The 25482-nt window shown below is 31.9% G+C and carries 18 protein-coding genes; 4 read left to right on the forward strand and 14 right to left on the reverse strand.

The genetic code is table 11. The features are described from left to right. Positions 1 to 40 precede the first annotated feature (40 nt). From NLJ00_RS04460 to NLJ00_RS04525, 14 genes are all read right to left on the reverse strand, one after another. Entirely contained in the window at positions 41 to 2812 is a 2772-nt protein-coding gene (locus tag NLJ00_RS04460; RefSeq protein ID WP_256636377.1) for a carboxypeptidase-like regulatory domain-containing protein, read from the reverse strand. Between the two features lie 313 nt (positions 2813 to 3125). Then, complete coding sequence (locus NLJ00_RS04465) at positions 3126 to 4046, reverse strand: hypothetical protein (protein WP_073485776.1); 921 nt, start codon at positions 4044 to 4046, stop codon at positions 3126 to 3128. Between the two features lie 5 nt (positions 4047 to 4051). Further along, positions 4052 to 5173, reverse strand: a complete 1122-nt coding sequence (locus NLJ00_RS04470) for a hypothetical protein (protein WP_256636378.1) — start codon at positions 5171 to 5173, stop codon at positions 4052 to 4054. A gap of 214 nt (positions 5174 to 5387) precedes the next feature. Continuing rightward, entirely contained in the window at positions 5388 to 6113 is a 726-nt protein-coding gene (locus NLJ00_RS04475; protein ID WP_180856050.1) for a hypothetical protein, read from the reverse strand. 4 nt (positions 6114 to 6117) lie between these two features. Further along, complete coding sequence (locus NLJ00_RS04480; protein WP_256636379.1) at positions 6118 to 6801, reverse strand: hypothetical protein; 684 nt, start codon at positions 6799 to 6801, stop codon at positions 6118 to 6120. Next, positions 6776 to 7627: a hypothetical protein gene (locus NLJ00_RS04485; RefSeq protein WP_256636380.1), complete on the reverse strand. Its 852-nt coding sequence runs from the start codon at positions 7625 to 7627 to the stop codon at positions 6776 to 6778. Before NLJ00_RS04485 ends, NLJ00_RS04480 begins: the two co-directional genes overlap by 26 nt. Before the next feature lie 9 nt (positions 7628 to 7636). Further along, the gene (locus NLJ00_RS04490) at positions 7637 to 8290 is read right to left on the reverse strand and encodes a hypothetical protein (RefSeq protein ID WP_256636381.1); all 654 of its coding nucleotides are present in this window, start codon (positions 8288 to 8290) and stop codon (positions 7637 to 7639) included. A gap of 115 nt (positions 8291 to 8405) precedes the next feature. After that, positions 8406 to 9185: a hypothetical protein gene (locus NLJ00_RS04495; protein ID WP_256636382.1), complete on the reverse strand. Its 780-nt coding sequence runs from the start codon at positions 9183 to 9185 to the stop codon at positions 8406 to 8408. A 2-nt stretch (positions 9186 to 9187) separates the two neighbouring features. Beyond that, a complete protein-coding gene (locus NLJ00_RS04500; protein ID WP_256636383.1) occupies positions 9188 to 9955 on the reverse strand; it encodes a hypothetical protein in 768 nt (255 codons plus the stop codon). Positions 9956 to 10385: 430 nt separating this feature from the next. After that, positions 10386 to 16514 (reverse strand): FG-GAP-like repeat-containing protein, encoded by a 6129-nt coding sequence (locus NLJ00_RS04505; RefSeq protein WP_256636384.1) that lies wholly within the window; start codon positions 16512 to 16514, stop codon positions 10386 to 10388. 6 nt (positions 16515 to 16520) lie between these two features. Continuing rightward, on the reverse strand, positions 16521 to 16967 hold the full coding sequence (locus NLJ00_RS04510; RefSeq protein ID WP_256636385.1) for a T9SS type A sorting domain-containing protein: 447 nt from the start codon (positions 16965 to 16967) through the stop codon (positions 16521 to 16523). Positions 16968 to 17110: 143 nt separating this feature from the next. Further along, a complete protein-coding gene (gene glmS, locus NLJ00_RS04515; protein ID WP_053474001.1) occupies positions 17111 to 18961 on the reverse strand; it encodes a glutamine--fructose-6-phosphate transaminase (isomerizing) in 1851 nt (616 codons plus the stop codon). 7 nt (positions 18962 to 18968) lie between these two features. Beyond that, a complete protein-coding gene (locus NLJ00_RS04520; RefSeq protein ID WP_256636386.1) occupies positions 18969 to 20600 on the reverse strand; it encodes a DUF4270 domain-containing protein in 1632 nt (543 codons plus the stop codon). A 21-nt stretch (positions 20601 to 20621) separates the two neighbouring features. Beyond that, entirely contained in the window at positions 20622 to 21428 is an 807-nt protein-coding gene (locus NLJ00_RS04525) for a glycogen/starch synthase (protein WP_180856059.1), read from the reverse strand. A 78-nt stretch (positions 21429 to 21506) separates the two neighbouring features. Here NLJ00_RS04525 and panC point away from each other — a divergent pair, with 78 nt between their 5' ends. From panC to radA, 4 genes are all read left to right on the forward strand, one after another. Next, positions 21507 to 22385 (forward strand): pantoate--beta-alanine ligase, encoded by an 879-nt coding sequence (gene panC, locus NLJ00_RS04530; RefSeq protein WP_053473998.1) that lies wholly within the window; start codon positions 21507 to 21509, stop codon positions 22383 to 22385. Positions 22386 to 22399: 14 nt separating this feature from the next. Continuing rightward, positions 22400 to 22750, forward strand: coding sequence for an aspartate 1-decarboxylase (panD, locus tag NLJ00_RS04535; protein ID WP_053473997.1), 351 nt, complete (start codon positions 22400 to 22402; stop codon positions 22748 to 22750). A gap of 203 nt (positions 22751 to 22953) precedes the next feature. Further along, positions 22954 to 24108 (forward strand): alpha/beta hydrolase, encoded by a 1155-nt coding sequence (locus tag NLJ00_RS04540; RefSeq protein ID WP_256636387.1) that lies wholly within the window; start codon positions 22954 to 22956, stop codon positions 24106 to 24108. After that, positions 24108 to 25469, forward strand: coding sequence for a DNA repair protein RadA (gene radA / locus NLJ00_RS04545; protein ID WP_256636388.1), 1362 nt, complete (start codon positions 24108 to 24110; stop codon positions 25467 to 25469). Before NLJ00_RS04540 ends, radA begins: the two co-directional genes overlap by 1 nt. Positions 25470 to 25482 lie beyond the last annotated feature (13 nt).

The following is a 25482-nucleotide window of genomic DNA, read 5'->3' on the forward strand; positions in this document are numbered from 1 at the left end:
CAGGGAAGCCAAATCAATTTCACACAAATAATTATATCATTTAAGGATTAATTGTCCACGAAGCAAACCATTGCTGACCTATCATTCCCGCTCCAATTACCTGAAGATAATCTGATCCGAAAAGATTTGTTGCACCAACTTTTATAACCGATTTTAGTTTTGGTATTGCATAGTTTATCTGGGCATCAAGAACAGTATTTTCCGGAATTATTCCATCTCCAAAAGAAGATTCCCATAAATATTCTGTATTCCATCTAACATTTACATTGAATCCTAAATTTTTAATCACTTTCGCATTTCCTAATGAAGCTTTAATTCTGTGTTTTGGAGTATTAAATCCTGCAACGAAATCAGGGTCATCTTGCTGCTTAAAGTTAAATTGAGCATAGTTATAATTAACTCCTAATTCAAAATCTTTGTATATTTTTTTAGACAAACCAACTCCAAATCCTAAAGAAGAAATCTCTGCTGTCGTATTTGTATAAACCTGATAAACTCTTCTGTCTCCAAAAGCTAATGCTTGATAGCTTAGCGGTGTTCCTACGGTTCCGTAATACGGAGAAATAACTCTCGCCGTATTCATGAAATCATTATAAATATTGTAATATCCATTAATATCAATTGATAAATCATTTTGAACTACTGTACGGTATCCTGCTTCAAAAGCTTGTACTTGTTCCGGTTTCACCAATCCTATATTAGCTACCTGAAGATCGGCTACATTTCCTGATGCACCAAATGCCTGAACAGATGCTACAGTATAAGCATTACGATATGCATTTTGACCAGACATTCCAATAGTTGCCGGCTGACCAGCGATTGTTTGTCCTGCCGCGCTTACATTTACAGTTTCCTGAAAACGATCTAAATTTTCTGCTGCTGAACCAATCAATGCAAATGGCCCTAAATCTAAACCAATATATTGATCTTGTGTTGTTGGGTTACGGAAACCTGTTTGATAAGACAATCTGAAGTTATGTCTTTTTGATGCTCCTGCAGAATATACAAACGAAACTCTAGGGGAAACATTTCCGTCAAAGTTTTGACTTTTATCATAACGTAACGATCCTGTAAATTTCAATCTGTCATCAAGGAATTTTTTCTGTAATTGCGCATATGCACCGTATTCTCTGTAAGAGATTGGTCCGTCGTAATCTGTAAAGATTGTTCCTTCAGAGTTCATTATGTATTCTCTCCAAGAACCTCCAACCTGAACTTCTGCCCATTTGATGATATCTCTAAAATTATAATTCACATCTGAATGATATAATTTTGAATGATCGATAAATTTAGCTCCTTGTGTTAAATCAGGATTTGAAACCACTGTTGCCAAAGCACTATTAAATTTCGCAGACCCTGGCTCAAATCTAGGAGAGCCTGTTGGAGCAGGAATAAATGATATAGCAGCCGGAAGCACATTGTAATCAGCAAAATTTCTCGCTATTGCAGCAGATTGATTTGCATCTGTTCCCATAACTGCACCAGCATATTGGTAAGCTGTTGCGTAATTTGTAAACCATTCTGTATCTGATTTCGCAGCTCTGTTAACGTTCCATGCTGCAAATCTCATGTCATAAGAATCTCCAGCATCTTCACTTGTAAAATATACTCTACCAAAAAAGTTTTTTCCTTTTACTTCAAATTTACCTTGCTGCATTAAGAAATCTTTTAAAGCATATCTGTTTGCTCCTTGGTAAATAGTACTTCCTGTACCTATTTTATATTGCAGTATAAATTCTGTATCGTCAGCCCAAGGTTTGATATGAGCACTAAAGTCAGCTTTCATACTTTTAACTTTATTATCTGTCAAATCTTGTTCGCGATATCCGGTTCTACTTACCTGACCAACATTTGGAACAAAAGTAGTAACCTCGTCACCATAGATATTTAATCCATCATAATTTTGATTTACTGCATGGCTGTCACCTCCTGGCGTCATACTTCTTTTATCTCCGGCAATCCATTCCGTAGCAGTCATATAAGTAAAATTAGCTTTCATAGCAAAATGCTTTGTGAATGCTTTTGCTGCTCTAATTCCGAAATCATTATAGTCATTTGTTCCTGCTATATCCTGACTGGTTTTTCCATATTTATAGTAAACACTAATTCCTTCATTTGTAAAAGGGCTTTTACTGTTCATAAACATAATTCCGTTGAAGGCATTTGCTCCATAAAGAGCAGAAGATGCTCCAGGCAAAAGCTCAACGCTTGCCACATCAATATCAGAAACACCAATTAAGTTTCCTAACACAAAGTTTAAGGCTGGCGAAGAGTTATCCATTCCGTCTACCAATTGCATAAATCTGGTATTGGCAACTGTAGCAAAACCACGGGTATTGATTGATTTAAAAGAAATACTGCTCGTATTGAAATGCACTTCTTTTAAATTTTCTAATCCGTCATAAAAACTAGGAGCTGTTGTATTCTTAATTTCCTGAATACCCATTCTTTCAATAGTAACTGGGGACTCAATAACTCTTTCAGGAGTTCTGGAAGCAGAAACCACTATCTCGTCTAGTTTAGTTTCCTCATCTTTTAAAACCACATTTATTCTTTGGTTTACAGATGAAACGCTGATTGTTTGAGCTTCAAAACCTACCGCCGATACTTTTATCGAAAAAGGCAATTTTGCACTTGTGGTTAATTTAAATGTTCCATCAAAATCAGTGGATACACCTCCGCTGCCTCCAAGTACAACAACATTGGCACCGGGAATAGATTGTTTGTTACTGTCAGTAACAGAACCTGTAATTGTATTCTGCGCAAAGGATATTCCGCTGAAAAACAACATAATTAGCAAGTAGACTCTCATTAGGGTTAGTTTTTGGTTAGTTCTTATTAGTTTTAATAGCCAAAATACAAATATTTTTAATATTAATAAAAAAACGTTAAAAAAAATTCATATTCAGCACAAAATTTTAAACTATTTTAACTATTTCATAATAGCTTTTATTAGATAAAAATCAATTATGAAACCAAGAAAAACCTTAATACTATGCATACATATAAAATTTGAAAGAAAAATTGCGGATTTACTAAAAATACAGGGTCAAGAAAAAAAATTTGACAAATAAAAAAGCGAGACCTAAATCTTGCTTTTTTAACATTGTTTGTATTTCCTTAATCTAATTGGAATTTGATTCTACTTTATCTAATCGGTTTTGCAAATTAGTAATTTGTTTGTTTTGCTCAATAACATACAATGTAAGTTCTTCAATTTTTTGAAGTAATTTAGCGTTCATTTCTGCCAGCATAAAACCGTTCTTTTCTATTTCCTGGGCTGAGGGAATTTCTGGCAAATGATTATTTTGCTCAATATACTCTTTAACTTCCTTCAAGGATTTTAATTTGTAATCTTTTGCAAAGACATAATCTGGCCAATTCCAGCTACTCCCTGATTTCACTACAACTTCTTCACAACCAATAGTACCTTTTACAGCGAGCTTATTTCCATTTGAATTGCTTGTACCAATAGAAACATCACCAGTATTTCTGTCAAAACTCATAAATTGCAACCCTTGAACGGTTCCATTTCTTCTAAAAATATCTAAATTCCCATTTATCGGATTGTCATAAAATGCCCAGCCATAGTTAGCACTAGTAGGAATTACTGAATTCAAAACGGCCAAAAAAGGCGTAGAACTACTAGCTCCATGATTCAAAAACAGAGGAGTACTTTCTCCAATAGCAACGTCTCCGGTATTTCTATTAAAACTCATAAATTGTATTCCTTGAGAAGTTCCGTTTCTTCTAAAAATATCCAAATTACCATTTGTAGAATTATCATAAAATGCCCAGCCATATTTGGCATCCGTTGGAATTACTGAATTCAAAACAGCTAAAAAGGGTGTGGAGCTACTGGCTCCGCGATTGAGAAACAAAGGACTAGATCCTCCTAATGTTAACATAGAGTTTGGATTTGAAGTTCCAATTCCTATATTATTATTTCCCGATGATCCTTGAACTATACCACTTGGTGTGTAAATTTGTGCCTTTACAAACGATATAGAAACTAATAACATTACAATCGTTAATTTACTTTTCATATATTTTATTTACAATTATCTTTCTTTATTATTTCTAAAGAATTCTGCAGGTTTTTAATTTGTTTATTTTGTTCAATAACATACAACGTTAATTCTTCAATTTTTTGAAGCAATTTAGCATTCATTGCACCCAGACTAATTCCGTCTTTTAAAACTTCTTCTTCATTTGGAATATTTTCTAAATGACCTTTTTCTTTTATATGTGTCTCAACTTCTTCAAGTGATGGCAGGTTATATTCTTTTTTAAATACAAAATCTGCCCAGCCTGTTGCCTGTACTTTTACTTCTCTCGCTCCTATTGAACCTTCAACTGCAAGTTTATGAGTTCCTGTTGTTGAAGTTCCTATTCCTAAACTTCCATTTGAGGTTAAGATCATCTTTCTTATACCGTAAGAATCCCATGAAAATAAAGGTCTAGCACTTACAACAGACCCATTACGTCTGGAATCAAAAACCATAATGGGATTTTCACCACTGTCATTTATAGATTCAATCATCCCTGTTAAATAAAGTGCAGCTCTATTGTCAGTTACATGATAACCTTGTAAAAGAGGTATAAACTTTTGATCATCCCCAGTTGCGTTTACAATTCTTAAATAATCTTGTGAGGCATCACTTATACTAAATTTTAACAATGCTTCAGAACCTGCAACTGAAGGGGTTAGTACTTCAAGACTGGCAGATGGTGTTGCGGTGCCAATACCAAAATTACCAGTAGTAATGTAGCTATTTCCTAGTCCTTTTATTTTTAAACTTCCAGACGATTCAATGTCACTTTTGGAGTCTAATAAAGTCCGCCATTCGCCCCAAGAGTTTTGATTATAGAAGGCACTCCTGAACATCATTTTATCACCTTCCCAAGTACTTTTAAAATATAGTTGAGAAATTGAATGTGCATATTTTCCATAAATTTCTAACAAAGATCCATAAGTAGATGGTGCACCAGCTCCTCCATAATTATCCCAAAGTTTTAAAGACATTGAATTAATCCCAACTCTTGGTAATGCATTAAAATCTTTTTGTTCTGTTGCCCATCTTAAACTGTTAGAACCTAAATTCCCGTCAAAAGTTTGACTGTAAGCAAATGCATTAAAAAACATTACTGCAATAAACATTACTTTTTTCATATTTAAATTTTATTATTTACAAACGTTTTTTTTAAGTTAAATCTTGTTAATATAAAATTGAAGGCAAAATTATTTAACCAAGCATTTTTATTGATATAGAAAATCGAACTTTAATTACCAAACATACGAAAGGATTCGTGCGGTAGCAGGGGGGAAGATCAGCTAGTATATTTGTAAATATATAATTAGTGATTGGTTTGAACTTTTATACATCTTACTTAAAAACAATTGGTATTTTTTGAGTTTCAATTTCTCCCTTAAAAATCTCAATATTATTCTCCTTATAATTAGCCAAAATATCTTTTGGAATAACTTTTTCAATGTCATCTTTTAGTTTGTACTTCAGACGAAATGTGTACTTTTTTTCAGGATTTAGTTTAAAATAAATAGGTCTTCTTAAATTTTCTTCTTTATCTTCAACTACAAATGGGAGTGATAAGGATGTTTGAAAAAGATAATTTTCTTTTGAAGAAATAATAGCCTCTTGATTATAAAAATTTAAAATTTCACTTTTTATGTTATAACCATTTTTTTTCAATAATTCTTCTTTATTACTTTGAATATAAAAATCCTGTTCAATTAAACTACCCAATTTACAACTGTACGAAGGATCTATTAAAGGTTCATTTTTATATATAAAATTGCCCCTTTCATCTTCAATAATTATATCTAGATTATATATATCATATAAGTTTAAACTTTTAATAAAAAACAGATATTTTTTATCCGTTTGATTAAATAATTCAAACTTTACAATATTAGTAAAAATGTATCTTTCATTTTCACTATTAAACTTAGGATAATTATAAAAGGCTTCCATCGTATCTGCAGAAAACCTCTTACATATAATTTCCTTATTTATTAATTTTAGTTCCATTTTGTTTTCTTGACACGAAACAAATAAAATCAATGATAGAACCATCAGAATATTATTTTTCATTTTATTATCTTTGAATATTATTAAAAAATATAGGGTAGTTTTTTATACTAAAATTGTTAAATCCCGATTGATTTGCCATTTTATTATATAAATTATAAAAATGTGAATGATCAGCATTATTAAAAACATTATTGTCCAAATAGTGCATCATTTCATAGGCTCTTGTTTCAGTTATTGCTCTTGATTTAGATCCCCAAGCAGACATCAATCCATGATGATAATCCCAAGCATGTAATCCTTCATGCATGATTGTTAAAAATAAATCTCTGTTTGTAGTAAAAGCTTTAGCGTAAATAGTAACTTCTTTATTAATATACTTCCCATAGTCAGTTATTGCCGAATCATATTTTATATTAGGATTACCTGCATCATTATATAAAATATCTGCCAGATCCACATTTGTACGCATTCTTTTTACATATAAATCTCTACTAATTTCGTCCATTTGAGAGATATCTCTATCAGGATCATAATTACTATTTATTAGAGATTCATCTGCTATTGAATTAATTCTGTTTTCCTGTATTTTATGCGCATAATGATTCAATCCGCTAACAACAAGTCCTGTAACAGCTCCCTGCCAAAAGTTACCCCCAGTTAATTGTGCACCAACGCCACCAGATACATTACCAAAACTAATCATACCAACTCCAGATTTTAATCTATAATTTCTTTGTAGAATAGACAAATTTTGAAATAAAACTGTAATATTTACTTTTAATATTACAACTCATTACTAATCCTTTTTTATCATATATATATTCTACGGTTCTATCTTCTGACACTTCTTTCATTAGCTGTCCTCCTTTATTATAGACAAAAAGTGTCTCGTAATTTATATCATCTAAAAAATTACTACCATCAATTTCTCTTAATTCATTTTCAATACTTTCAATATCATTTGATGATTTCAAAATATTTAATTGTTCTTGCGATATATCAAACAATTTTCTACTAACTTTTATTTGTTTAATATTTTTAGAATAGATAATCTTTGTTTTATACAAATATGTTGAATTATTTAAAAAACTTGTATTACGAAAATCAATTTCTATTTTCCTTTCTTCTTTTCCATTATTAGCATTGCTATAAGTTAACTCCAATCCAATTCTATGATTCTTATTATCAGTCTTTATTTTAAAAACAATATTTTTTTTATCAAAATATAAATATTCAACTGAAGTTGAATCAAAATCAATTCTAGACATCCTTATGATCCTTTCATCATCATAGAAATAATATTGTTTTATATCTTTTACATCAGAATGCGATGCTACAGCACCTTTTGGATGAATAACACTAATAATATGCCCCTTATCATCAAAAACAGTTTCAGATTCTAACTTTAATCCTTTTGATTTTTTATTAAAATCAGAATTCAATTTGGGGATAATTAAATATTTAGAAGCTTTAACAATCCTATTTTTAACAATAATATCTTGCGGAAAATCTATTTGAGCAAATAATTTAAAACTCAAAAATGTTAAAATGAAAGTTGCTTTTATAATTTTCATAAAATAATTTTATTTATTCATTAAATACCATGGATCATTTCTATAAGGAATACCGCCATTGTCAAAGGCAAATTTAAAAGCTTGCCTTTCGCTCCATTTACTAGATTCTGTTTCTGTATGAGAACGACGATAATTATAATAACTCATATTATAGTTATTTACTGCATGTCCAAATTCATGAATCATCATATAAGCTAAATTCCTATAAGAACTGAAAGAACTTTTAAAGAAGGTCATTGTTGAAACCTTATAATTATCTATGTCGTATGCAAATGTTTTTGCTTCTGATACACCATCACTAGGTGCGTAATCATAATCAGGCTGAGCATACATTTTTGCATTCCCTGTTTTTGGATATATACGTTTTAAAGTTGGTAATTTGTTTTTCATATCAACTAGTGTAGCATCTTTAGGTGGAGCAACACCATCAGGATTTGAATATGCTTTTTCCACTTCTTGATCAATTTTATTTTTATATTTAAATTCATCAAAAGTCTCCATTTTATGCATCGCGTGATTCAATCCTGAAACAACAAGTCCTGTAACAGCTCCCTGCCAAAAGTTACCTCCGGTTAATTGTGCACCAACACCACCAGATACAGTACCAAAACTAATCATACCAACTCCAGATTTTAATCTATAATTTCTTTGTAGAATAGACAAATTTTGAAATAAAACTGTAGTATTTACTTTTAATATTACAACTCACTACTTCTGAATTTAGTTCCTAAAAATACGTAAGAATCATTTATATATGTCTGGAATAGAATTTTGATCATTATTGGGTTTTGGGTTTTAAAGGAATTACATTTGATTTTAATTCACCATCATAAATTTTGATACCATTGTTTAATAATTCTTTATAATTTTCATTTGGCATATAGCTATTTATATAACCAATATTGTTTTTAAATATCAATTGAAAATAATACTGATCTTCAAAACTTACATTTGGATAAAAATAATCCCAATACTCAAAATTATCTCTATTCCTTGATGAAAACGGCAAATACACAACAGTTTTAAATGTTTTAGACTCTTTTGGATATAGTACAAATCCATATTTCTTAATATTTTTATAATATCTATTGTAATTTTTATTTACATAATTAGCATTTTCCAAACTATCTCTAATAAGCAGGCAATAAACATTATCCGGATTTCTTAAAGTGATATATTCTCCTTTTAAGGATGGACTAATATTTTTTTTATTTGAATTTATTATTGCCATCTGCACTTTAGTTTGATAATCTTTATTACTCATAGTTTTATAGTCTACATTGTTAATATCAGTAAAATTGTCATCATTCATTACAAAAAAATATTTGTTATTTGAATTGTTAGTAATCTTATAAGTTATGATGTTTTTGGAAAAATTAACTATACTGTCTTTTAATTTCCAATTTCTTAACTCAGATAACTTTGGGTTTGAATCTATTTCCGTATAGTCATAGTAATACAAATTTTGATCTAAAATCTCCAATTTCACAGCCCCTTTTTTTTGGGCAAAACAACCCATAGATGTTAAGACTAAAAAAGCAAACACAATTTTTTTCATAATTATTTAAATATATTCATTACACTTTGCCAATGATTCATATTTCCGTTTCCATAAGAATTAGCATTCATACTATCATTATAATCAAAAAAATATAAAGAAAAATGATCTTGATCTAATTCATACATCATTCTATGAGCATTATATTCATTTATAACTTTTGCTACATCACTCCCATAATCATTTTTCCATTGTGCAGAGAGTCCTATCAAATTAAAATAGGCATGAGCACCTTCATGAAACATAGTATAAGCTAACGTAAAATTGTCTTTAAAAGAAGATCCATAAAAAGTTATTGAGTTGTCACTATAAGTAGTTGCGAGTTGTCCTCTGGCACCATATTCCTGAGGATCTACTGTAAAACTATTTACCTGGCTTGCTGTATATAATTTTAAAAGCTGTTTAATATTATTTTTCAGGTAATTTATTGAGTTTATACTTTTTTCAGGTATAGATTTAGGATCTATTTGAGTCTCTTTGAGATACTGTAGTAATGTTAACCTTTCCTGTATTTTATGTGCATAATGATTCAATCCGCTAACAACAAGTCCTGTAACAGCTCCCTGCCAAAAGTTACCCCCAGTTAATTGTGCACCAACGCCACCAGATACAGTACCAAAACTAATCATACCAACTCCAGATTTAGCGAAATTACCTGCTCCATGATAATTACTTGTTGATCCTCCACCGCTCCACGCACTTGCTGCAATACTACTTATTGCACCAGAAGCAAAACCACTCCAAAATTTACCTCCGGAAACTGAGATCATAGCGATTCGTGCGGCAGCTGGTGAGAACAAGTTCTAACGCCTTAATTATTATCTCAATGTATGCCTAAATTGTTATTACGGGCTACATTAAATAATATCCCAACTAAAACAAAATCAATAAACAACAATATTGCAATAATAACTCTTTGTTTTTTTGAAATTGGGTATTCAACTACCCAACCATAGGTTCTTTTTCTGATTAAAAAATTAATTATTAATAGTGGAGAAACAAAAAGAATAAAAAAAATAAAAAAAGATCTTACAGAAAAAAACTGAAGAAGAATGACTTCAACATTAATCATAAAAATAGTTGACATGATTATTGCTGGAAAAATCCTCCAATAATTCCCCTTATCCTTATAAAAGAAAACATATATTTTCGAAAAGAAAATAAAACTAAGCTCTAGCAGTCTTAACATATTTTTTATTATTAATATTTTACACGTGTATTATCAATTTGCATCTTTTGAAGCTCTTTATAATTTATTGCTCTATGACTGAAATAATCTGGTGTACTACGAACACCCATAAAATAAAAAGCCGAAATTCCCGCCCCATACGGCCCCGTATAAGAAACACCTGTCATTCCAATATCCATCAAAAAAACGGATCCGGGTATCTTTCCGTCAACATAATCATTACCAGACATATACAAACTGTAGGCAGAAACTACATATCCCGTATATTTAATTCCGTTACCAAGATATTTCAAATTATTAGTACCGTTTCTAGCTCCTTCTATATAAGTTTTACCAGTAATTCCATTTTTAGTTGGGTGGTAGTCCTGAATTTTGAAGTTCCTTAAATCCTCTAATTCTTCAACACTTTTCTCAAATTTATTCAATCCATAACCAATACCAGTAAATGTCGCATTACTCACTAAAGATGACACTTCATTTCTATTTTCAACATTATCAAACTTAACACTGCTGAAAAATTCCCAAAAACTAAGTTTATTGTTTTCTACAAATGGATGAACATCATCATATACTGGTCCAATTGCACTCGCTCCTAAAGCAGGTTTATTATTGTAATTATCCAAATAATTATTAGCAACTGAACTTGTGTAAGAAGAGGCAGCACTAGAGGCTGCACCAAAAAATAAACTTGTCCAGGAATTAGAACTCCATTTTGCTGGGTTTAATTCTCCTCCACTTGCATAAGCTCCCGTTACATAAGCAGCAAAAGCATAACCAAAAATTATATTCAAAATTTCGCCACTTGGGTCATTATATCGTAATGGGTTGTTCATTACATAGCCATATCGGTTATAATTCTGAGTATTAAAAGGATCCTGAATATTATTGTCAGGCTGCAGAAAACGATGCAACTTTGGATCGTATAATCGTCCGTTCATATTAATAATACCAATGCTCTGCAAATGTTCATGTCCTGTATAACCTCGATCTAAAACAGATAATCCCGCCAATGTATTTCCGTTACCATCCTGTACTTTGGCAATATTGCCCCAGGCATCAAAAATTCTTTTTTCTACAACTGTTCCAGTCTGATCTGTTATACCAACAATAGACCCCTGATAATCTCTTTGTAAATATAGATATTTCAGGCTGTTTGCCCCGTCACTTTTAAATACTACAGGGGCTGTGTAACCATCTCCTCCAATATAGGTAACAAAATCTGTAACTCCGGTTTGTATATTTTCTTTAATTTCCATAGTACCATCTTCCGCATAATATTTGCGATAAGGCCTTTTTATTTTTTCGTCTTGCAAATCCCCATAAAACATTGCAGTACGGCTATTACCAGCGTTATAGTCGAAACTTACTTTGTCTATGTTCTTTTCATCAATTAAGACCGGACTTTTGAATACATTATAGTTTATAATTTGAGATGGTTTTGCTGTATAATAAGTCAATGCCTCTGGACTTACCGTTATTGAAGCATTTTGATATGGATTATCTTTCACGTAATCGTACGTTCCTAAACTGTTTTGAGTAATTCTCCCTTTGTCATCATATTTCTGTGTTTCCAGAACTCCTTTGATATTGGTATATTCTTCTAATCTGTCTAAAACATCATATTTAAAGCTTTCGTTCCATGCAAGTAAAGTATTACTGCGATTGCTTAAATTACCTGTTTGAGTATTAAAACTTGTATTTAAAGACATAATATTTGTTGAAGAAGCTGTTTTATCAAATTTATTTTGCAAATTATATCCATTATCGTAACTATTGGTAATCGTCAACGGGCCATTTTGAGCCGTTAAAAGCTGCCCTCTTGCATTTATAGTATTAGTCTGCCATAATATTGCATTCAATTCATCTGTTATTTGGTATTGACTTCCGTTTTTATAACTATAATTAATTTTTTTTGCACTTGATTTTCCTGATCTTAATACTTTTGCCATAAAATTTTCTGTTGCCAAGCGCCCAACAGCATCATAGCTAAAATTTTTAGTAAAGACTGCATAAGGTGTTGTTTCTGTCTTGTCACTTATTTGCTTTTTATTATTATAAATATAACTAGTCGTAATCGTATTAGCACCATTAGAAAAATCTTCAAATATAGTAGTAAGCAACAGCTTATTTATATCGTCATAACGATATGTTGTTTTAGAATCTGTATAAAATCCTTTAATTATTTTTTCCTCTAACCTTCCGGCAGCGCTTAACTTATAAGTTGTTGTTCCGTTTTTATTTTCCTCATTTATAAGCTCACCAAAATCATTATACTTATATTTAAAAACTCCGGCCGAAGGATCTTGAAGTTCTACTTTCCTTCCCCATCCATCTTGCAAAATTTTTGTTTTGATGCCGCCATAATCAGATTCTTTTAAATCTCCGTTAGCATAATAAGTATATTTAATTTCGTTTGATGGTTTGTCTAAAACCGACAACACATTACCTAATGCATCTTTTTTATAGATTTTCGTTATTGTTCCGTCATTAATCTTTGTGCTAAGGGGTATGCTATAATCTATACTTATTTTTTTTCCGGTATAAGCATTCTGACTTGTTATCCTTCCATAATCATCATATTTTGTTTCATTCCATTGCGATAAAGCTGCGCCAATATAAGGTTCGCTTACTTTATAATTTCGATCTTGTATGTCATATAAATAAGAAACATATGTAAAAGTTCCCATAATATTTCTTGAGCCTAATTTTACTTTTCGTCCTAGATCATCAAACGTTTCTTCTGAAACATTTCCGTCAGCAAAAGCTTTGGTAATAATTGTAAAGCTATTATTATTTATATACTTATAATCATTTGCATTTCCTAAATAATTTGTTTCTTTTGTTTTTTTAAACCAAGAATCATATTCATAAGATGTCGTTTGAAGCAAAGGATTAGTCACTGATTTTAGCGTTCCATTAGTATTGTACAAATAAGAGGTAACTAATTTTTCTGCATCCGTATTTTTAATCAAAAATCGTCCGGAAGCATCATACTCATAATTGAATTCTCTTGTATCTTGACCTGCTTTTAAAGTTTTTTTTATGATATTTCCAAAATTATCATATAGACGTCCCTCGGTAATATAATTTGTCGCTGCATCCCCTTTCTTTTTAATCTGAGAAAGCAATTGCTTTGAATTATATTCATACGCTTCCTCCTTTCTCATTTTCTCATTACCCAACGTCACATTCTGTATCTTAGATAATGGCCTGCCAATAACATAGACAGGTGACGTTTGATTTTGATATGTAAAATCAGTGATACTTGTTTGTCTGGCTGTGTTTCCTTCTTTAACCTCGGCTGTAATTTTTGTTGGATTATTATAATTGTCATAATCTATCTTCGTTTCGCTGCTTGTATTTTCAAGTCCATCAAATTGTTTATTTGAAATATTTTTAACTTTGAAAACTTTACTTGGAGATAATTCGCTTTCATAAGCTAATATCGATTTTGTGATAAATGAAGTTGGTTCATTAATAGATTTATTCGCATCCTTACTTATTTTAGCAGAAAAAGTACTTCCAGATTTAATCCAGCTTCCAGATTTTAAAGTAATACTCTCTGTGGCAGTAAGGTTCTCTTTTCCAGTTATTATATAGTTGTCTTTTTTAATGATTATTGATGGGATTAAGTTTGCAGATTGAAATAATGGTTCATGCAAACCTAAAACGGTATAATTTTCAATATTTGCACATCTCAATGATAAATCGTTTTTAGAAATATAAGATATAATGGGAGATGTATCATTATGCCAATTTGTTTGTACCGCACTTCCAAAACCTAAAAAACCCAATCCTTCTAGATTTACTACTGCGCCATAATATTGAAATAATCTCTTTTTATATTCTGTTGCACTTTGCTTTTCTAATTTTGAAACAACCTTAAATCCTGAACTAAATTTCATATCTAAATTGGGATAAAGTTGAGAACTTCCTGCAAAGTAAACTCCATTTCCCTCCTTTAATGAACTATAGGTAATAGTTTCTTTTACACCATTTCCTGAAGTAACCGATTTTATTAAATTTTGATCTTCCATATAACTATTATTGGAAAAAAAAGAAACCCCAAATTGACTCAATAAAGCTAAATCCATTTTAGATGGATTAGTTTTATTTTTTCTCGTAAACAGCGGAACTATTTTAAGTCCAAAAGCTTGATCCGATTGTATATTAAAATGAGCATTAAACCAACTATTCGTTCTATAAAATACATTTACATCAATAACTGAACTGCGGTTAAGATATCCCTTTGCTGTTGGTTTTATACTTAAAATATCCGTTGTTCCATCATTATTATAGTCAAACGCAAATATTAACTCAGGAACAAAATTTTCATAATCTTGAGGATTGTAAGCTAAAATAGACTCTTCAACAAAAAAATCACCTCCTGTTGCCAGTAAAATTTTCTTTAAATCCACAAGGAAAATATCTGTTTTTCCATCTCCATTAAAATCTCCCATCACTATAGGAAATACTTCCCGTCTGCCCCATTTCATTTCACCAATGTTTCCAGGCATATTTTGTTTGGTTCTAAACAATTTTGTGAATACATTGTTTTTTAATGTATATACTGTTATATCATTACTTGGAGCTCCTCTAAAAACAATTAAATCTGTTTTACCGTCTCCATTTATATCTCCATATCTTACAGTGCCTAAATCAATAATCCCTGCTTTATTAATAAAATTATCCGTTTTATGACGATCAAGATTAATTAATTCGACGTTATCTCCATCTTTTGATTCGTTAAAACCAATCAATTCCGTAAGACCATCACCATCAAAATCTCCCATTCCATAGGGAGAAGTCAATGAATTTGGTACTAATTTTTCATAATCTAACTCTAAAGTTTTTTTTGCTGTATTATAAGAATAAATTCTATAGGTATTATTGTTAGTAAATCCAGCTTGACCAAATATGCAAAGATTTTGTTTATTTGAAAGTTTTAAATCTTTATCTAAAGAACTTATTGCAAAAAATTTAGAATAGCGATATCCAGTATTTATTCTCGCTAAGTCTACAACTTCATTATTATCCAATATCTTATGAAAAGATAAACCCTGATCACTTGATTGGATAAATTCAAGATCGCCATCTCCATCAAAATCTCCTGTAGTTACTTCTGTATAAGAATATCCATCAATGGCATTACTTGTACCGCTAAGTTCCATTGTGGGAGATACTAATCCCGGCTGGTTTTCTTCATACGTAAAAGTTGTGGGATTATAGCTCTTAGTTACATCTCCACTTGTTTCAACAATATTTTTAAGTCTAGGGTACCTTAACGATGAAGCATCATGTGTTAATGTATAACTTCTAAAACCAATATTATTGCTTTTAATATTTATAGCACTAAGTATTTTATTACGAATAAAACTTTTACCTCCTACATATACTTGTGGGTTTGTATAATGTGGTTTATACAAAAATTGTACTTCATTTATCTGAGTACTTGACGATTTTAAAGAGCCGTATTTAATTTTCTCAATTGATGAATTGCTAGTTGGACTATATGGTCCTGAATATTCTGAATTATATTCATAACTTATAAAAACTCCTTGTGGGTTTTCCCAATAACTAATAGTCCAGTCAATAGCAGAACCATGATTTTCATACTTTGCCGTAGAACCGTCAGGATATTCTACAATAAAGTAGTCAATAGGTATAAAAACTATGTCAAGATATCTGGTATCTTGTATATCTCCTTTATAATGTGTGATTTTTAAATTTGAAAATATTTCTGTTTCATAAACTCTTTTAGTAGCACCTACATCAAATTTCTCACTGCTTTTTAAAATTAAACGTTTATCGTCTAATGCAAAACGATCTAAATCATTAAAATCAACAGGATCAATAATGCCGTCATGATACATTGTAGAAGGCAACCTAGTTATTGCTGAAATACCTATTATATTCCATCCAAAGCCTGCTAATCCAAGACCTCCTTGGCTATTATAAGCCAAACTTATTTGTGGTACAATTCCATTAATTCCAGGAGGCACTGCAATAGGAATTTTATAATTTGCAGCACCAGTCAGCGAAACAGACAATTCTCCCTCAGTAACACCAACTTCTGTTGATTGTCCGAAAGAAATTAAACCAATTATTAAAAATAAAAGAGTAAAATAAAACTTCTTCATAGCAAATTATTGTTTAATGATTTTAATAGATTTTTCTCCCCCATCTTTATAAGAAAGCAGCACCAGATAAATACCTGTAGGATACTGCTGAAAAGGAATATTTAAATTGTTCAAACTGCTATTTGCCTGATATGTTTGTAAAACCTGTCCTGTTATAGAATACACATGAACAGAAGTCACATAATTATCCTGAGCCAGCTGCCATTGCAGGTACAATTGTTTTTTTACAGGATTTGGATAATAGGAGATCACATCTTCTGGAAAGAATTTTTCTAAATCATTTTCGACTACAGCTTCAATTTCTTTAACCTGCTGTACAGATTTTGATAAACAATTGATGCATAACGATCTGTTTGTTTGATTTCCGGCACCATCATAACTAAAAGTTAGTTTGGTTTGTGCATTTGTAGAAGAGCAAAAATAAAATAGAATAAAAAGTAGAGTTAGGCGCATAAATAATAAAATTTAAAATATTTCCTACAAACATAGTTTTATATTTTAAATCCTACAAATTTATGTTAATAAAAAAGTTTTAGACATAAAAAAAGCGAGACATAATCTCGCTTTTTTAACATTATTTGTATTTTAAAAAATATTTATTCCACCGTAACTGATTTTGCTAAGTTACGCGGCTGATCAACATTACATCCTCTCATAACTGCAATATAGTAAGAAAGCAATTGTAACGGAATTGTGGTAATAAGCGGTGATAATGCATCCGAAGTTTCTGGAATTTCGATTACATAATCAGCTAATTCACGAACTTGTGTATCTCCTTTTGTAACAACGGCAATGATTTTACCGCTTCTGGATTTAATCTCCTGGATGTTACTTACAATTTTATCATAGTGACCTTGTTTAGGTGCAATTACAATAACCGGCATTTGCTCATCAATTAAAGCAATTGGTCCGTGTTTCATTTCGGCAGCAGGATAACCTTCTGCATGAATATAAGAAATCTCTTTAAGTTTTAAAGCTCCTTCTAATGCTACCGGGAAATTATACCCTCTACCTAAATAAAGACAGTTTGGAGCATCTTTAAATTTAGCAGCAATTTCTTTTGCTCTGTCGTTTGTTTCTAAAGCTTCAGCTACTTTTTCAGGAATTAACTCTAATTCTTGTAAGTAGGCATGGAAATCAGGATTTGACAAAGTTCCTTTTGCTTTTCCTAATCGTAAAGCAATCATGGTAAGAACTGTGATTTGAGTTGTAAAGGCTTTTGTAGAAGCTACTCCAATTTCTGGCCCTGCGTGCGTGTAAGCACCTGCATGGCTTTCTCTTGAAATAGATGAACCTACAACATTACAAACACCAAACACAAAAGCACCGTTTTCTTTAGCCAGTTTAATAGCCGCCATAGTATCGGCCGTTTCTCCAGATTGAGAAATAGCGATTACAACGTCATCTTTATTTATAATTGGGTTTCTGTATCTAAATTCAGAAGCGTATTCTACTTCAACCGGAATACGTGTAAATTCTTCAAAGATATACTCAGCAACTAAACCTGCATGCCATGAAGTTCCACAAGCAACAATTAAAATTCGCTTAGCATTTAAGAATTTCTCCAGATTATCTTCAACACCAGCCATTTGAACAATTCCTTCATTAGCATGAAGTCTTCCTCTGTAAGTATCTTTAATTACACTTGGCTGTTCGTAGATTTCCTTTAGCATGAAATGATCATAACCTCCTTTTTCAATCTGCTCTAAATTCAATTGAAGTTCCTGAATATAAGGATCTACTAAAGAGTCATCTTTAATTTTTCTTACTTTAAGAGGTTTGTGCAGTCTGATATTAGCCATTTCACCATCTTCTAAATATACCGCATTTGCAGTATACTCAATAAACGGAGAAGCATCTGAAGCAATAAAGAATTCTCCTTCACCTACTCCAATTGCCAGTGGACTACCTAATCTTGCTGCAACAATTTCGTTTGGATTTTTTTTATCAAAAACAGCAATTGCATAAGCTCCTACAACTTGGTTTAACGCAATTTGAACTGCTTTACCAAGTTTAATTTTTTCATTTTTCTGAACTTCTTCAATCAGGTTTACTAAAACCTCAGTATCCGTATCAGATTTAAAAGTGTATCCACGCTTAATTAACTCTTCTTTAAGCGGTGCATAATTCTCAATAATTCCATTGTGGATAATTACTAAATCTCCAGAATTAGAAACATGAGGATGCGAGTTCACGTCATTTGGTACACCGTGGGTAGCCCAGCGTGTGTGTCCAATTCCAATATTTCCATTTATTGTAAAACCTTCATTAGCTTTAGCCTCAAGATCTGAAACTTTACCTTTTGTTTTACAAACTTTTATACCTGATTCGTCATCATACAACATAACGCCGGCACTATCATATCCTCTGTACTCAAGCCGCTTTAAGCCCTTGATAACAATAGGATAGGCCTCTCTATGGCCGATATATCCAACAATTCCACACATATATTACTTATTTATTTGGTTTCGTGTAGTAAACCTCAAGCCTCAATCTTTTATCATAATCCGCATTACCGGCAGGTATATTATTACCATATAATATCGTACCTAACGGATTCATAACTGATGCTCTTGGTGCTTCTGAAAAATATTCATTTGTACTTGCGTTCAATAGAATTCTATTTTTCAATTTGTTTGATGTTACAGCACTTATATCATCGATAACAACTAATCCTAATTTAACATTGGCTGCAGTTGCATTCTTTATAATATTACGAATATGGTTTGTTATCCTAATTTTATAAGTAGTTCCTCTTTTTGTAGTTGCATCAACATTAATTATTCCTCCATAAATAACTTTTGACATTCTCGGGTCATTTGTTATACTTGAACTTCCATCTGCACTATAATCTAAAATTGGTGTATTATTTGTAAAGTCATATAAATATACCCTTTTAGGTTCCTGAGCTTCCAGATTATCAGTCTTTTTAACTGCCATTTTTGCAGCATCAATAGTAAAGACAAGATTAGCTTCATTTACCAGCCATCCATTTTCCTTAATTTCTTTGATTTTAGAGCCAAAATCTTTAAGTTCTATAATTGCTAAAGATCCCTGACCACCTTTTAAATAAAGTCTGTCATCACCCGTAGTCATATTACGGCTGCTTATCGCATTTTGATACGTGGCATCTTTAACATCCTGAAAAAGATTAACATTACTTCCGGTTAAGTTTATCACTAAAGTTCTGTCTTCTTTTACGTCATCAGCATCGGTTGTAATATCAGTTTTTGCTTTGTAATAGACTGTAATTTTTCCTTTAGAAAAATCCATTAATGCCATATTACTTGGACTGCCGCTAACTCTTTCAACCTTAAAATACAAACCTCTAAAATATTCCTGAAACACATCAGCAGCAGAAAGCTTTTCTTTTGCAGCGTTTAAAATCTTAGTTTGGAAAAATGCCTTATTTAATTTTAAGCGCATCGCTGGCGATGTATACGTTTTAACATCTTTACCATCTTTATCTTTTGTTACCTCTGTAGTTTCCTTAGAACTAAAATAGAATTTATTATTTTGAAATTCGTTAGCATCATCATTCAATAAGGTTCCTTTATTAGTATCAAAATCGCTATTTTGATCATTATAATAAAGCTGTGCTAATTGATTGCCATTATCATAATAAGAACTTCTCATTAGATATTTAGACTCATAAACTCCCAATTTTAAAAAACCGCCTGTACTTCCATAAATAGAATCAAGTTCATACTTATTCCTTCCAGTATCAGCATCAATACCTGTAACGTGACTAAAATAAGGTATATTAACAGTTACGCTATCAATTACAGGTGCATCTCCAACTGCTACTCCATAAGCAGCAAGTCCTACCTGCGTATTATAATTTGCAGTAGTGGTACCAAAAACCGGATTATCATAAATCCCTAAAGCATTAATTGCTAAAGAATTTGATTGTATTGGAGTTACTTCTTGATTATAAGCTATAACATCATATTTTTCAGATTCTAATCCAAAATGATCATCACCAATTAAATCATCACCAATCGCATTAAAATCTTTGTCGCAAGAATATAAAAAAACAACTGTTGCAGCTAATAGAATTTTCTTAATAAAAGAAGTATTGTACATATTCGTATTAATAGTTAAAATTTAAAGACCCATAGTTTTATAGAAATTTGTATACGCTTCAGCGAATGCATCTTTCGCGGCGAAAGGTAAAAAAGGTTTTCCTGAAGATTCTATAAATTTTGTTAAACTTGGAGAAACATTTTCTGACGCAATAATGACAGCATCAGAATGCAATATGCTGGCCTTTAAGACATTTTCGTAATTTGGGATTTCAAGATCAGAAATTGATTCGTGCGGAACACCATCAAATTTAACTTTGTTTATCATTTCTAAATCTAAATTTTCATCAAAAGACTGACCATAAACTGAGGTAACGATTTTTGTATCGTTAAATAAAGCCTCATTTTTATAGTAGTGTTTCATATAAATTGGAAGCATCGCAGCCAACCATCCATGAACATGGATAATATCCGGAACCCAATTTAATTTTTTTACAGTTTCAACAACTCCCTTTGCAAAAAATATCGCACGCTCGTCGTTGTCTGGATATAAAACCCCTTCTTCGTCTGCAAAAGTGGCTTTACGTTTAAAATATTCATCATTATCAATAAAGTAAACCTGAATTCTTTCTTTCGGAATTGAAGCTACTTTGATAATCAATGGCATATCTAAATCATTCACTACCAAATTCATCCCTGAAAGCCTGATCACTTCGTGTAATTGATGTCTTCTTTCGTTGATATTTCCATATCTTGGCATGAAAATTCTTATCTGACCTCCCTGATCATTAATCATTTTAGGAACGTCATAAGACATTAAAGAAACCTCATTTTCAGCCAAATAAGGCACGACTTCAGATGATACGTATAATATCCTCTTATCTTTCATAATAGTATTTTACTTAATTTTTGGTAATAAAAACGTCGCAAAATTACAAAAATTTATGCAGTTTATAACTAATATATTATGTTTGCACTAAATTTTAATAATACCGCCATGCATATTTTCTACGGTAAAGTAGCTCTGATAGCCTATTTAAAAACTATCAAAACCGCAAATTCAACTATAGGATTTGTCCCAACCATGGGAGCTTTACACCAAGGGCATCTGGCTTTAATGCAGCGTTCACTTAAGGAAAATGACGACACTGTTGTAAGTATTTTTGTAAATCCTACGCAATTTAACAATCCCGAAGATCTTGAAAAATACCCTCGAACTCTTGAAGAAGACGTTAAGAAAATGAGAGGATTAAGTGACAAAATAATTTTATATGCTCCTTCTGTCGATGATATTTACGAAGGACAGACAATTTCGCAGTCTTTTGACTTTGACGGTTTAGAAAATCAGATGGAAGGAAAATTCCGTCCGGGCCATTTTAACGGTGTCGGAACTATCGTAAAACGCCTCTTTGAAATTGTTACGCCAACCAATGCTTATTTTGGCGAAAAAGATTTTCAGCAGCTTCAAATTGTTAAAAAACTGGTCGAAAAAAATAATCTTCCGGTAAACGTTGTGGGTTGTCCAATTTTTAGAGAAGATAATCTTTTGGCAATGAGTTCCAGAAACGAAAGATTAACTGCTGAAGAAAGAAAAGAAGCCGCAATAATCTATAAAGTTTTAACGGAAGCCAAAGAAATCTTCCAAAACAGTACACCTGAAGAAACCATTAAATTTGTCGAAGATTCCTTTAAAGACAACGAAAGATTTGAACTCGAATATTTCGTCATTGCTGATGAATCGACATTATTACCTATCGATCACAAAACAAACGATAAAAAATACCGTGCGTTTATAGCGGTATTTGTTAATTCTATAAGACTGATAGACACCATTTCATTAAATTAAATTACCTTTGCTCCATGCAAATTCAAGTTATAAAATCAAAAATTCATCGAGTAAAAGTTACTGGAGCTGATTTAAATTATATTGGCAGTATTACTATTGATGAAACTTTACTGGAGGCTTCAAACATTATTGAAGGCGAAAAAGTAGCTATTGTTAACATTAATAATGGAGAACGTTTTGAAACTTACGCCATTAAGGGAGAAAAAAATTCAGGCGAAATTACGCTGAATGGACCTGCTGCCCGAAAAGTTCAAAAAGACGACATTATTATTATCATTTCTTATGCAACCCTCGATTTTGAAGAAGCTAAAACCTTCAAACCTTGGATCATTTTCCCAAATGAAAATGATAATTCGTTAACATAAACCACATTCCTTTCTTATTTTACATGTATAATTTGTCAAAAAATATTTTTGTACAAACAGATTTTCTTTTGCCTAAATCGAAAATTTATTTACCGTAAGAAATCATTGCTTTTTTTACAAACCCCAAATAACAAAAAGCAAATAAAATAGTATATTGCTACACTATTTCGAATACTTTTTAATTCACTGAAATGCCACAAATCATGAAAAAAGTTTACCTACTCATTACATTAATTTCCATTTCTGTATTCTCCCAGAAAAAATTTGACAATATCCAATCCGAAAAACTAGGAGAAGAAAGAAGAATAACAATTGGACTTCCTCCTTCTTACGATGCAAAATCAGATAAAAAATATCCTGTTTTATATTTATTAGATGGTGATTATTTATTTGATCCGTTTTCCGGAGCTGTAAGTTATGGTAATTATTGGGATGATATTCCGGAGATGATTATCATTGGAATTCATCAAAATAAAGATGAAGAACGATACGACGACACCACAATTGATCAAAACGAAGGTCTGCCTTTTGAAAAAGGAGCAAAATTTTTCGAATTTATTGGTTCAGAATTGATTCCTTATGTAGAGAAAAAATACCGTACATCGCCTTTCAGAATTATTGCGGGTCATGACGTAACAGCAAGTTTTGCTAACTTTTATCTTTACAAAGAAGAACCTCTTTTTAATGCATACATTTGTTTGAGCCCGGAACTTGCACCAAAAATGGAAGTTCGTATTGCTGAAAAATTTGCCAAAATACAAAAACCAATATTCTATTACCTTTCTGCCGGAGAAGGCGATATCAAGAAAATAAAAGAACCAATTGAAAAATTGGCCGGAAATATTAAAATCGCAAATAATCCGTTAGTGAATTATAAATACGAAGTATTTAAAGGCGCAACACATTATACCGAAGTGCTACATTCGATTCCGAGTGCATTATATCAGATTTTTGATATATACAGACCAATAAATTCTGCCGAATACAACGATAAAATTGCGGTTCTTCAAACGGGTTATGCTGATTATTTGCAAAAAAAATACAATGATATGTCTGAAGTTCTAGGCGTTCAGATTCCTGTTAGAATGAGTGACTTTAAAGTAATTGAAAATATTATTTTAAAAAGAAATGCCTACGACGAATTAGGAAGAATGGCCGAAATTGGTAACGTAAATTATCCAAAAGCCATGTTAGGAGAATATGAATTAGGCTTGATGTATGAAAAAATGGGCGATCCTAAACATGCTTCAAAAAAATACCAAAATGCTTCACAAATGGAGCCAATTGGTGACTTGAATAAAGATTTGATGTATGAGAAAATTGACGAAATGAATACGCTTGCTAAAAAAACAAAATAATGTCAAAAGTTAAAACTTCCTTTTTTTGTCAAAATTGCGGGACCCAGTATTCTAAATGGCAGGGACAGTGCAACGCGTGCAAAGAATGGAATACAATTGCCGAAGAAATTATTCAGAAGCAGGAAAAAGCAGCGTGGAAAAGTGAACCAACCTCAACAAGCAAAGCACCGAAACCTTTAAAAATAAATGAAATTGATTCGGCTCAGGAAATCCGTATGGATACTACCGATGGCGAATTGAATCGTGTTTTGGGAGGCGGCATTGTTCCGGGATCTTTAACCCTTTTGGGCGGAGAACCAGGAATTGGAAAAAGTACACTTTTACTTCAAATCTCATTAAAATTACCTTATAAAACTTTATATGTTTCTGGAGAAGAAAGTCAGAAGCAGATAAAAATGCGTGCCGAAAGAATTACGCCAAGCAGTGAAAACTGCTACATTCTAACGGAAACCAAAACGCAGAATATCTTCAAACAAATTGAAGCCATTCAGCCTGAAATCGTAATTATCGATTCTATTCAGACTTTACATACGGATTATATTGAATCGACTGCCGGAAGTATTTCTCAAATCAGGGAAACCACTGCCGAATTAATCAAGTTTGCCAAAGAAACCAATATTCCGGTTATTTTGATTGGACATATTACCAAAGACGGAAATATCGCCGGGCCAAAAATTCTGGAACATATGGTTGATACTGTTTTGCAGTTTGAAGGCGACAGAAATCACATTTACCGAATTTTACGCTCCCTAAAAAACCGTTTCGGTTCAACTTCTGAACTCGGAATTTACGAAATGCTTGGAAGCGGTTTGCGAGAAGTAAGCAATCCTTCAGAAATATTGATCTCGCACAAAGACGAAGAATTGTCAGGAACCGCAATTGCTACAACACTTGAAGGCATGCGTCCGTTAATGATCGAAATTCAATCTTTAGTAAGTACAGCAGTTTACGGAACTCCTCAAAGAAGCACAACAGGTTACAATGCGAAAAGACTAAACATGATTTTGGCTGTTCTTGAAAAAAGAGCCGGATTTCGTTTAGGCGCAAAAGACGTTTTCCTAAACGTAACCGGAGGAATTTCTGTTGATGATCCTGCAATTGACCTTGCCGTTGTTGCTGCCATTTTATCATCAAATGAAGATATTCCGGTTGGAAAAGGTTTTTGTTTTGCCGGCGAAGTTGGACTTTCTGGAGAAATTCGTCCTGTAAATCGTGTAGATCAGCGTATTCAGGAAGCTGAAAAATTAGGTTTCGACACTATTTTTGTTTCTAAATACAACAAAATTGCTTTAAAAAATACTGGAATCAAGATTGAACTTGTGGCAAAAATTGAAGATGTCGCGAGTATTCTTTTTGGTTGATTTTTGATAAAAA

Source organism: Flavobacterium panici (assembly GCF_024499525.1).
GTDB lineage: Bacteria > Bacteroidota > Bacteroidia > Flavobacteriales > Flavobacteriaceae > Flavobacterium > Flavobacterium panici.